The following is an 11,840-nucleotide window of genomic DNA, read 5'->3' on the forward strand; positions in this document are numbered from 1 at the left end:
ACGCTAACTGAATTAATTTATGAAGCGATTAAAGTTAACGCTTATCCTCCTCATGGGGATAGGGGTCTATAACGGCTATGCCCAAACGCAGCTAACCTTACAAGAGGCCCTGAAGTTTGCATTGAACAATAACAAGCAATTGGCCAAAACCAAGATGGACGAGGAAATGAGTAAATACAAGATCCAGGAAGTCCGCTCCCAGGCTCTGCCTCAGCTGAATGGTAACGCATCCTACACGGATAACCTGATGCTGCAGAAATCACTCATTCCCGGCGCTGTATTTGGTAAACCAGACAGCTCTATCCTGGTAGCCTTTGGCGTAAAATACAATGCGACCGTAGGCGCTGAACTGAGTCAGCAGATCTACAACCAGTCAGTATTTACCGGTTTGAAAGCAGCTAAAGCAGGTACAGAATATTATGTACTGCAAACGGAGCAATCGGCCGAGAATGTGATCTACAATGTATCACAGATCTACTATCAGTTGCTGGTGACACAGGAAAAAATTATCACTATCAATGGTAATATCGAAAAGCTTACCCAACTGGTAAGCGCCACCAAATCACAGTTTGATAATGGCCTCGCAAAGAAAATTGACCTGGACCGTATCAAAGTGAATCTTATCAATAACATGACACAGCGCACGCAGCTGCTGAACCAGTATGCGACACAGACCAACAACCTGAAACGTGTAATGGGCATGCCATTGCAATCCAGCTTCCTGTTGCCGCCTGCTTCGCTGAAAGATATTGAAACCAAAGCTGCCGGCGTATTGCAGTATGATGATATCAATCTCGCTAACAGAACAGAATATAAATTGCTGAAGAAGCAGGAAGAACTGCAACTTTTTCAGAAGAAAGCTTACCAGGCAGATAACTACCCTTCCCTGTCTTTGTTCGGAAGATATTCCTATAATGGAATGAGCCAGCAATTCGCTTTCTCCAAAGATCCTTCCAACTCTACCAGCTGGTTTGGCGCTTCCGCCATCGGTATCTCGCTGAAAGTGCCCATCTTCGATGGTTTCGGCCGCCGCTCCAAAGTAAGTCAGGCGAATGTAACCCTGCGGCAGATCGGCAAACAACTGGAAGATACTGAGCTGGCACTGAACACCGACTATGAAAATGCCAAACTGATGGTACGTAGCAATTTATCTACCATCACTACCCAGAAGGAAAACATGGACCTCGCCAACGAAGTATATTATTCTACACAGAATAACTACAAGCTCGGTCTCGCTGGTTTAACCGACCTGCTGAATGCAGAAACCTCCCTGGCAGATGCACAAAACAGCTACAACGAAGCCCTGCTGCAATACAAATTGGCAGAGCTGGAAATTATAAAGAGTAAAGGAAGTCTGAAAGATCTTCTCAATTAATCGTATAAACGAAAACAAGGATAGAACACACAAACTATTTTGCAGATGAAAAAGTTTATAATCTGGGGCTTGGTGACAATAGGTGCAGTAGTACTGATCATGTGGAAACTCAACGCCAACAAGAAAGCGAATGAGGCCAAAACAGAATTCGTAAAACAAAGTAATATCGGCGATATCCCGGTGCTGGTACAGAAAGTAAACCGCAACGATTTTGCCAACGGCTTCCTGGCCAACGGTAATTTTGCACCGGTACGCGAACTGTCGTACCTCGCGGAAACTGCCGGCCGTATTACCAAACTGCTGGTAGATGAAGGCAGCGTGGTAAGACAGGGACAACCCATTGCCTATATAGATGGTCAGATCGTTAGCACCGACCTGGAATCTGCAAAAGCAAACCTCAACCAACTGAAAGTTGACAAAGAAAGATACGAAAGTGCTTTCCAGACAGGTGGTGTTACCCAGAAACAAATGGATGATGCCCGCTTACAGTACGACATCGCCAAAACCCGCTACGAGGCTGCCAGTCGCCGCGTAAGTGATACTTATGTTAAGGCGCCTATCTCCGGCATTATCAACAAAAAATATATCGAGCAGGGTGCTTATCTCTCTGTCGGCAATAAAATGTTCGACATCGTAGATGTATCTCACCTGAAACTCGCCGTATCTGTACCGGAAGGACAGGTAGTAACCCTGAAGAAAGGTCAGAAAGTGGAAGTTACTTCCAATGTATTCCCTGAAACCAAATATGAAGGTACCATCACCTTTATTGCTGCGAAAGGCGACAACTCCCTCAACTACCCGGTAGAAATGGAAGTCAATAACATTGCCGGTAAAGACCTGAAAGCAGGTATGTACGGCACCGCGCATTTCGTGGACCCTAATGCTTCCCAGACTATTTTCATCTCCCGTACAGCATTCGTGGGTGGTGTAAACAGTAATACCATTTATGTAATGGAAGGCAACGTAGCGAAGAAACGCACTGTTGTTGCCGGACGTATTGTAGGCGATAAAGTGGAAATACGGGAAGGCCTGAACGAAGGTGAAACCGTAATTACCAGTGGTCAGATTAACCTGACAGAAGGCGCTACAGTAGCGGTTCAAAGCGACAAGAAGTAAGCGAGGAAATGTATCTGGTGTTTGACCAAATTTTTGCAACATGAAGATTACTGAAGTATCAATTAAGCGACCTACGATTGTGGTGGTGGTGTTTACCATCCTCACCCTCCTGGGCGTGATGAGTTATAAATCGCTGAACTACGAGTTGTTACCGAAGTTCAGTTCCCCGATCGTCACCATTGCAACGGTGTACCCGGGCGCCTCTCCCAATGAGGTAGAAAGTACCATTACCAAGAAGATTGAAGATGCGGTAGCATCCATGGAAAAGATCAAGAAGATCATTTCCAAATCTTCTGAAAGTCTCTCTGTTATTACGGTGGAGCTGAACAACGATGCGAATGTGGATATTGCTTTGCAGGATGCACAACGTAAAGTAAATGCTATCCTGGCGGATCTGCCAGGTGATGCGAAGCCGCCATCTCTCAACAAATTCTCTATCGATGACCTGCCGATCATGACGCTGTCTGCCACTGCTAAAATGGACGACAAGCAGTTTTATGACCTGGTCGATAAGAAACTGCAGCCGTTATTATCCCGTTTACCGGGTGTGGCGCAGGTTTCCCTCATTGGTGGCCAGGAACGTGAGATACAGGTAAACGTAGATCCTAAGAAAATGCAGGCGTTTAACCTGTCTATTCTGCAACTGCGTCAGCTGATTACCAATGCCAACCTGGACTTCCCGACCGGTAAAGTAAAAACCGCCAACGAACAGATCCTGATCCGTTTGGCGGGTAAGTATAAGAACGTAGATCAACTGCGTAACCTCGTACTGAAAACCACTGAAAACGGCACCCAGGTACGTTTATCAGATGTAGCTGATGTACAGGATTCCCAGAAGGATGCAGAACGTATTGCCCGTGTAGATGGGGTGAATGCGATTGCCCTCCAGGTGCAGAAACAAACGGATGCCAACGCGGTAACCGTGAGTGAGGAGATGAAAAAAGCGATTGCTAAAATTGAAGCAGACTATAAAGCCAATGACCTGAAGATGCTGGTAGCGAACGATTCCTCCGACTTTACGCTGGAATCTGCCGACTCCGTAATTCATGACCTTATCCTGGCGGTAGCGCTGGTGGCGATTGTGATGTTGTTGTTCTTACACAGTATCCGTAGTGCGATCTTCGTAATGATCTCCATCCCGGCCTCCCTGATAGCCACTTTCATTGGTATGAAGATGATGGGCTTCTCGCTCAACCTCATGTCATTGCTGGGTTTATCACTGGTGGTAGGTATCCTTGTGGATGATGCGATTGTGGTACTGGAAAATATTTACCGTCACATGGAAATGGGTAAGAACCGTGTCCGTGCTGCATTCGACGGTGTAAAAGAGATAGGCTTTACCGTTACCTCCATTACGCTCGTAATTGTGGTGGTGTTCCTGCCGATCTCGTTAACCAATGAACTGGTATCAAAAATTCTGCGTGAATTCTGCGTGGTGGTAATGATTTCAACCATGTTGAGTTTGCTGTCGTCGTTCATGATCGTACCATTATTATCGTCCCGCTTTGGTAAGCTGGAACATATTACCGGTAAGAACCTGTTCGAAAAATTCATTCTCTGGTTTGAAGCACAGCTGCAGAAATTTACCGACTGGATGACCAGCATCCTGAAATGGGCGCTGACACACAAAAGATGGACACTGCTGGTATCTATCGGCTTACTGGTATTGTCTTTCATGCTGGTAGGTAAAGGCTACATCGGTGGGGAGTTTATTCCTAAAGGTGACCGTGGACAGTTTATCGTGATGCTGGAAATGCCGAAAGATGCGTCTGTAGAGCAAACCAACCTGGCTACACGTACTGCTGAAAAGTACCTGAACAAGAAACCGGAAGTAACCCGTTTGATCACTACAGTAGGTCAGACCAGTGAAGATGGTTTCGGTACTTCTCAATCCACTGCTTATAAATCTGAGATCACCGTTATGCTGGTAGGTCCGGAACACCGTCTGGATGCCTCCGATATCTACGCCGCTAAAATCAAGAAAGAATTAAAGAGCATTTTACCGGGTGTAAAAGTAAAAACCACGGATGTGAGTATCCTGGGTACTGCGGAAAGAGCGCCGGTAGAACTGATCGTGATGGGTACAGAACTCGACAGTGTAATGAACTACGCCAAGAGAGCCATGGATACCCTCAAAACCATCAGTGGTGCTACTGAGGTGAAGCTGTCTGTAGAAGATGGTAACCCGGAAATTAACGTGCAGGTAGACAGGGATAAAATGGCTGCACTGGGCCTCACCCTCGATGCCGTGGGTGGAACCATGCAAACCGCTTTCAGTGGTACGGCAGATGATTCCAAAGTGAAGTTCCGTCAGGGCGATTATGAATATGATATCAACATCCGCTTTGATGACTTCAGCCGTAAAAACGTAGAAGACGTATCCAATATACAGTTCATCAATGATAAAGGCCAGCTGATCAAACTGTCGCAGTTTGCAGCCGTAACAGAAGGTTCCGGACCGAGCCACCTGGAAAGAAGGGATAAAAATACCTCTGTGTCTGTACAGGCGCAGGTAATGGGTCGCCCTTCCGGTACAGTAACGCAGGAGTTCACAGAGAAACTGGCGAAGATGGGTAAACCCACCGGTATCAGCTACCTCTTTGGTGGTGATGCAGAAAACCAGGGTGATTCCTTTGGTACCATGGGTGCGGCGTTGCTGATCTCCATTGTACTGGTATACCTGATTATGGTGGCGCTGTACGACAACTATATCTATCCGTTTGTGGTATTGTTCTCTATTCCGTTGGCGATTATCGGAGCCTTGCTGGCCCTGGCGCTGACCAACAATACGCTGAACATCTTTACCATCCTGGGTATGATCATGTTGATCGGTCTGGTGGCGAAGAATGCGATCATCCTGGTGGACTTTACCAACCAGATGAAAGAACAGGGACAAAGTACTTACGAAGCGCTGATCCATGCGAACAACGCACGTTTACGTCCTATCCTGATGACCACCATCGCAATGGTGATCGGTATGTTGCCGATTGCATTGGCAACAGGTGGTGTGGCCTCCACTAAGAATGGTCTGGCCTGGGTAATCATCGGAGGATTGATCAGCTCCATGTTCCTGACCCTGATTGTGGTACCGGTGGTATACATGATTGTGGATAAGGGTATGGCTAAGCTGGGCATCGGTAAGTTGTCGACCAAACGCTATATCAGACAGCGTATGGTGGCTCCTTATGACGAGGTGTCGTTACATGATAAAGTTCATGCGAATTAAAGATATGTTACTAACAGTGTAACAGTTGTAGGTTTAGGTAATAGCCGGAGTAATCATACTCCGGCTTTTTTTGTCCGGTGTTCGCTGTTCGCGAATTGCGAGCACTAGGAATGCGGGTGAGGTTATCCGCACTTTTCTTTGAAATTAACAAGTCATTCTTTCCTTTTCACATTCCACATTCCCTTTCCGCTGATTACTTTTGCATCAAATACCCCCTCCCATGAAAATGTTGTTCCCTGTTTTGGCAATATTGTTTGCCCCCTGCGTACTTCATGCGCAAAAAACGATTAGTGGCTTAGCCTCTCCGGAGAGTGCAGTGGCCTACAAAGACGGTTATTTTGTTTCCAATATTGGCGTTAATCTGGATGCCATGGCGAAAGATGGAGATGGAAGTATCTCCTACATTAATAGTAAAGGAAAACTGGAAACGCTTAAATATTTTGATGATGTACTGCATGCTCCAAAGGGGCTGGATATTATCGGGAATGTAATTTATGTAGCGGACATCGATCATGTGAAAGGGTATAATATTGCCAGCAGGAAGAAGGTGTTTGATCTGAACCTCGAAGGGGGGAAAGCGGCGTTGCTCAATGATGTAACAGGGATCAATGATAGTTTGCTGGTAGTAACAGATTCCTTTAAGGATCATGCGTTACTGGTAAACGTGCAAACGGGAACCTACACAGAGCTGAAAGGCAATATGGTAGTGCCTAACGGCGTGGTGTACAACGCAAAAACGGATGAGATCTTTGTGTGTTCCATGGGAGCCAACCTGGACGGCACCGGTAAAATATTCTCAAAAAAGCTGCATGATCAAAACGCTGCTTTTACACCGCTGGAGAATACGCCTACCGGGGTGTTGGATGGAATAGTGTTGATAGATGATCACCGTTTGCTGGTATCTGACTGGATCGTGATTAAAGAACCTACGAAAGGTAATTTGTATGTGTACGATCTGGATAAAAAGCAATACAAAAAAATAGAAGTGGAACGGGCGCCGGCGGATATTGCTATTGATGTGAAACAGCGCACGCTGTTGATTCCACAGCTGTTGGATAACCGCCTGAAGATAGTTCCATTGAAAGAATATGGATTATAAAATGAGGCCGGAAAGTGATTTACAGCCGCTCTCCGGTGACATCTTTATTTTCTTGCTAAAAGCAGCATATGCGATACAGGAAAAGGAATGGGTAAGGGTACATTATTTTTGCACGGGCGCATCAGTTGTACCTTACCTTCCAACCTGTTATTCACAATCCATTCATTACGCCAGGTCGTAGAGAGCGCATCCAGCCGCAGGCCTGCTTCTTCCAGTGCCGATTTCCAGTCTTCATAATTCCAGAAACAGAACGTTTCATGCATTTCACTGAGCCAGTTGTCGTGGTAATCTTTTTTGAAAAGAAACTCGCAGGCATTTTGCATGGATAACTGTGCATAAGTTTTCCCTTCTATGGTTACCCATTCGTGCGGGAGCTGAAATCCTTCGTGGTGACGAAAATCCAATGCAAATCTTTTGAAGAGCGACAGGGTAGATAATTTGCCCAGGTACTCCGCCAGTTCGTGTGTAGTGGCGTTTTCCGGCATGGGCAGATCATTTTCTCCATCTGTATCATTGAGCCAGAGCAAAATTATTTCTTCTTTATTTTCCGGTCCTACTACATCGCGGTTAATCCATACGCCACCGGGGACGAGCTCGTTATAACGGTTATGTATAAACTGGATCAGGTCTTCCCGGCTGCCATAGGATTCTATTTCATGGGTGAGTGAAGATGTGTGAATGGTATTCATGCTGCCGGCTTCAAAAACGAGGCTGGTCACCGCATTTTTCTGGGAGAAGAATACCGAAGGATTGGCAAATTCACCATTATGTTTACGTTGCAGGCAGATATCGTAGAGATGGCGGGATACTTCGATGCCGTAGAAGTCGCACTCATGGAGGCGATCATCCTCACAGGCCATTTTGATCCAGGAGCCCACGGCGCAGCCGATGTCGCCGATATTGCCGGGCTGGATGTATGGCGCTGTTTCCTTGTACTTCTGGGCGGCGATATCGTCCATCTGTTTTACGTATACGTTATAGTCGCGGGTGGCGGTTAAGTCGCCATCAGCACCAATGATAGGATCTTTCAGGATGTGTTGCACCTTCTCTCCTACCCGGTACCGCGACCATATTTTAAAAGATGCCGGATGCATCTGGTCGAGCACGGTTTTATTTTTGCGCCATTCGCCGGTTTGCGCTACGAGTTTCACGATATCCCAGGGCATGGGTTGGGTGAACTGCTGGCTTGCAGGGTCCCACTCTGCCGGCAGGATGGTGTAGCCGTGCTGGAGATACATTTCCTTTACGCCGGTGGAGCAGATCACCAGGGTATTGGCCGGGGTGAGGGCGTGTACCCCTTCGCTGGAATGCCGTATAGTCTTTACCGTATATTCAGGAAAATCGGTGATTACACCTACATCGTCGATACCATATACGTACACCGGCACATCGAGGGAGTTGGAAAATTCCTGGATGATCATGGCGCGGAGATAAAATGGCACCGGATTTCGTTTGGTACCCAGGTGATTAGCCGAGGTAACGGCGAAGATCACGCCTTCTATTTCCTGTGCGGCTAACGGGTTGCCATATACGTCTTTTTCGCCTTCGAGTTTGCATTTGATAAGGCGGTTCAGGTATTTGAACTGGAAATCTGTGAGCAGGTGGTGCCGGCCGGGTATAAGTAAATACATATCATGAAGTTAAGGAATGCCGTGATTTTTTGTATGCGGGATGATACAAAAATAACAAAGGGTGTATCGTGGAATTGATACACCCTTTTTGAGGCAACAGGGTTGGAAGAAATAAGAATAATTTAAAGTGCTGCGGTTTTCCGGACTTCGTCAAACGTATAGCTGTGCACCACTTCACCGTTTTCAAAAACCGTGTGGAGTAAATCCGCTGATGCGGGCGCTTCTCCTTCACCGACAGTTTTGAAGGTGTTATTATCTTTTATCAGCCGGAGTTTACCGGCTTTTGATTTTTTGAAAGAAGTACGTAACTGGCCGGTGGCGTCCAGTTCAACGGGCATTTTCTGTACGTTGATGGCTTCACCATTTACCACGGCGTAGGCACATTTGAGAGCGAATTCCTGCGTGTCGCGGTTTACACGTTGCAGTAAGGCGCCGCCCATACCCAATACCAGGTTTTCTGCACTGATGCCGGCTTGTTTCAAAGCTTCGAATATACCGGGAATAGAAGAGTAGCTGATGCCATCGCCTTGTATAACGCGGACTTGTGGCGGCAATACTTTAAATCCTTTTTCATTGGTAGTGTATCCGAATTTATCCATGAGGATATTAAATATACGAAGCAAAGTCTGCACCGGATCTCCACTATCGGGACGAATTACTAAAGTTCCTTCTCTTTTTAAGATCTGTTCTTTTAATTCGGTGCCCCAGTATTGTTCGCAGGCCCGGAAAATATTGTAAGAGTCAGATACACAGGCAATGGTGCCGGTAGGGTAAGTATCCAGGATGTGCTTGAATATTTCAAGTTCTCCTTCTTCGCCGAGAAGCGTTACCACAGAGTGTTCTGTGGCGGGTATAGATAACCCGGGGGCAGTGGTTGCGCCATAGTATCTTTTGGCAAATACAGAACCGGGGATAGTATCGCTGCCCGCAAAGTTTACCAGGTGGGCGCTACCGCCGATGCCGGCGCTTTCTACAGAGCTGGCGCCCCGGAAACCAAAATCGTTCAGTACAAAGTCGATGCCTGTAAAGGCTTCCTGGCTGGCGGTTGCTTCATAATATTGCTTTACAACCTTTTTTATCTCCCGGGACACAGATGCTACGGTACACGGGTACCATACCTGCATGAGCAGTGTTTCGAGGAAGTTGGTGAGCCAGAAGCATTCAGGATCAGTGTTTTCGATTGTCATCAGTACATTTCGTACAGGCACTACCGTACCTTCTGCCACTGCTTTGATCCGAACGGGGAGCTTGCCGCCATATTTATCGATGATGTATTCAAAACGGCTGCGGTCAAATACGTCTGAGCGTCCAAAAACCTCTGTGAGCATGGTTTCTGCTTCGTCCAGTTTTTCTTTGGTGAACACTACGCCGCTCAGGTATTCTTTCAGGAAATATTGTAAGCCATAAAAAACGGTTTCTTCAAATTTGCCACCCCGGCTTTCCAGGTAGGAGTAAATGAATTGTGTGCCTGGGATATACAGTTTGTGGTGGGAATATTTATAAGCATCGGCGAGGAGGATGAGGTTTTCCTTTGTCATATCTCAATGTTTTAGTCTTAGTAAGAATATTTTTCAGTCAGTTTGGCCAGTAAAGGAATATGTGTATCGTTGATTTCTCCTTTGGCGATTAATGTGGGTATATCCGTTAACGTTACCCAGCGTACTTCTTCCAGATCGTCGCCGGCGGCGGGTTCACCATATACCAGGTCTGTGCTGAACAGCGTGGTAATGATTTTGTTTATTTCGCTGGCATAGCGCCAGTCGTTTACCCGGAGGGAAGCTACATATTCCATGGGGCCGGTTTCCACGGCGCCGCATTCTTCCTGTAACTCCCTGGCGGCGGCCATTTCGAAGTTATCATCTGTGGGGTCAGAAAATCCGCCTGGGAGCCGCCATACGTTTTCGTTAGGCTTGCGACCTAACAGCAATTCTTTCTTATCGTTTCTGAACAGCGCAATGTCGACGGTTGCGTAAACGGAAGGAAAGAGATTATAGGTATTGTAGATGATGCCGGCGCGGAATTCTTCCGTATCAAACACCTTATCGGAAATCGCTTCCCGCATGGCGGTGGCGTTGTAATCCTGTACTGGTGGCAGTGCTTCAGTTCTATATTTACCGGTGTAGGTATCCATGAAGCTGTTGCGGCTGCCGTATAATAAAAAGCTTTCGTGCGGAAAGTTGTTGCTGAGCAGTTCGTCCAGTTTCTGTGACCATACGGCATCGCTTTTCTGATCGCTCAGTGGCAGGACGATGATTTCCGGGAACTGTTGTTTGATCATCCGTTCGCGGGTGTAATAGTCCAGCGGATTTTTGCGGCTGCCTCTTACCGGGCTAACGCCTAGTATGATGAGCACGCGGTTGTGCTTTTGCTTCACCTGGCGGATCAGCTCCAGGTGGCCTTCGTGGAGGGAAGGTGTCTGGAATCTTGCGATAATAACTCCTGTGGGCTTTGTGTTTTGCATATCCGAGCTATTTTGTGTCATTGTTACACAAATGTATAAACCGTTTTTGTATCTGCCAAATATTTATTGTAAAAATTACACAAAATAAAAAAGCGGTGTTTATGGGATATTAATATAGGTAATATAAAAGGGAAAGTTGAGGGGCGGTGTTTGAATTTTAGAAATGAGGTGAAATGAGGCGATTGGTGAGACCGGTAAGGCTCAATTTCAGAAAGAGACGCTGAGAAAGGCTATGGGGTTACGTTTAGGAAGAATGTTTAACAATGAATATCGGTATCCTTTTTAAAAATGGCTGCTGAAATGGCTAAGGATTCACGTTTAGGAAGATTATACTTTAAAACAACGAATATGGGTGTCCCTTTGCCTTCTTATCTCAAGAAAGGATTAAAAACAGCTGTGGGTCTGCATTTGGGAAGAATGAGGTTTATATAAAGGACTTATAGAAGAGAATACCTGATTCTGTTGATCCCGCACCAGGGCAGGCAAGGCTACCGGAATATTAGTTCCATACTACAAAAAAGAACAGCAGGAAAACAAAGGGTGCACCTGTCCCTGATCAATCAACGAAGTAGCTTAAAAAGGCTTTATATCTATGATCAATAACGATTTGCGCTCATAGATATAAAGCCTTTTTTGTTAAAGCAAATCTTTCAGATCTTGTTGTACTTCCCAGGCCAGGTCTTTAATTTTTTCACTTTCAGCAATGCTGATCGTATTGATCATGCGTCCGGGACGATTAGGATCTTCGATCTTGCCCTGTCTCATTTTTCTATAAAAGGTGGATTCACTCCAGCCGCATTCTTCACATACTTTTTCACGGAACTTAACGCCACTGGCACAGAAGCCTTCAAAGAGGTTGCGGAGGGAAATAGAGCGTGAGGTTTCAATTGTTTGCATGGTGTACGGTTAAGGTTTTACAATGAATGTTTATG

8 protein-coding genes are annotated in these 11,840 nt (G+C 46.1%); 4 read left to right on the plus strand and 4 right to left on the minus strand.

What is annotated here, in order from left to right; genetic code table 11:
* The first annotated feature begins 19 nt into the window (after positions 1-19).
* From BMW79_RS03925 to BMW79_RS03940, 4 genes are all read left to right on the plus strand, one after another.
* Complete coding sequence (locus tag BMW79_RS03925) at positions 20-1,375, plus strand: TolC family protein (RefSeq protein WP_089890847.1); 1,356 nt, start codon at positions 20-22, stop codon at positions 1,373-1,375.
* 45 nt (positions 1,376-1,420) lie between these two features.
* Entirely contained in the window at positions 1,421-2,491 is a 1,071-nt protein-coding gene (locus BMW79_RS03930; RefSeq protein ID WP_089890850.1) for an efflux RND transporter periplasmic adaptor subunit, read from the plus strand.
* A gap of 40 nt (positions 2,492-2,531) precedes the next feature.
* Complete coding sequence (locus tag BMW79_RS03935) at positions 2,532-5,717, plus strand: efflux RND transporter permease subunit (RefSeq protein WP_089890853.1); 3,186 nt, start codon at positions 2,532-2,534, stop codon at positions 5,715-5,717.
* A 220-nt stretch (positions 5,718-5,937) separates the two neighbouring features.
* Positions 5,938-6,816: a hypothetical protein gene (locus BMW79_RS03940; protein ID WP_089890855.1), complete on the plus strand. Its 879-nt coding sequence runs from the start codon at positions 5,938-5,940 to the stop codon at positions 6,814-6,816.
* Between the two features lie 44 nt (positions 6,817-6,860).
* Here BMW79_RS03940 and BMW79_RS03945 read toward each other — a convergent pair whose 3' ends face one another.
* The 4 genes from BMW79_RS03945 to BMW79_RS03960 all read right to left on the minus strand — a co-directional run bounded on the left by BMW79_RS03945 (position 6,861) and on the right by BMW79_RS03960 (position 11,805).
* Positions 6,861-8,447: a class I SAM-dependent methyltransferase gene (locus tag BMW79_RS03945; protein ID WP_089890858.1), complete on the minus strand. Its 1,587-nt coding sequence runs from the start codon at positions 8,445-8,447 to the stop codon at positions 6,861-6,863.
* A 122-nt stretch (positions 8,448-8,569) separates the two neighbouring features.
* On the minus strand, positions 8,570-9,985 hold the full coding sequence (locus BMW79_RS03950) for a nicotinate phosphoribosyltransferase (protein WP_089890861.1): 1,416 nt from the start codon (positions 9,983-9,985) through the stop codon (positions 8,570-8,572).
* Between the two features lie 17 nt (positions 9,986-10,002).
* On the minus strand, positions 10,003-10,908 hold the full coding sequence (locus BMW79_RS03955; protein WP_089896770.1) for an NUDIX domain-containing protein: 906 nt from the start codon (positions 10,906-10,908) through the stop codon (positions 10,003-10,005).
* 636 nt (positions 10,909-11,544) lie between these two features.
* Complete coding sequence (locus tag BMW79_RS03960) at positions 11,545-11,805, minus strand: hypothetical protein (RefSeq protein ID WP_089890864.1); 261 nt, start codon at positions 11,803-11,805, stop codon at positions 11,545-11,547.
* Positions 11,806-11,840: the final 35 nt, after the last annotated feature.

The sequence above is a fragment of the Chitinophaga arvensicola genome (assembly GCF_900110835.1).
GTDB lineage: Bacteria > Bacteroidota > Bacteroidia > Chitinophagales > Chitinophagaceae > Chitinophaga > Chitinophaga arvensicola.

Excerpts from the sequence above, each read along its gene's own strand:
- BMW79_RS03940 (WP_089890855.1), top strand. The coding sequence starts at position 5,938 with ATGAAAATGTTGTTCCCTGTTTTGGCAATATTGTTTGCCCCCTGCGTA.
- BMW79_RS03930 (WP_089890850.1), top strand. The coding sequence starts at position 1,421 with ATGAAAAAGTTTATAATCTGGGGCTTGGTGACAATAGGTGCAGTAGTA.
- BMW79_RS03935 (WP_089890853.1), top strand. The coding sequence starts at position 2,532 with ATGAAGATTACTGAAGTATCAATTAAGCGACCTACGATTGTGGTGGTG.
- BMW79_RS03960 (WP_089890864.1), bottom strand. The coding sequence starts at position 11,805 with ATGCAAACAATTGAAACCTCACGCTCTATTTCCCTCCGCAACCTCTTT.
- BMW79_RS03955 (WP_089896770.1), bottom strand. The coding sequence starts at position 10,908 with ATGCAAAACACAAAGCCCACAGGAGTTATTATCGCAAGATTCCAGACA.
- BMW79_RS03945 (WP_089890858.1), bottom strand. The coding sequence starts at position 8,447 with ATGTATTTACTTATACCCGGCCGGCACCACCTGCTCACAGATTTCCAG.
- BMW79_RS03925 (WP_089890847.1), top strand. The coding sequence starts at position 20 with ATGAAGCGATTAAAGTTAACGCTTATCCTCCTCATGGGGATAGGGGTC.
- BMW79_RS03950 (WP_089890861.1), bottom strand. The coding sequence starts at position 9,985 with ATGACAAAGGAAAACCTCATCCTCCTCGCCGATGCTTATAAATATTCC.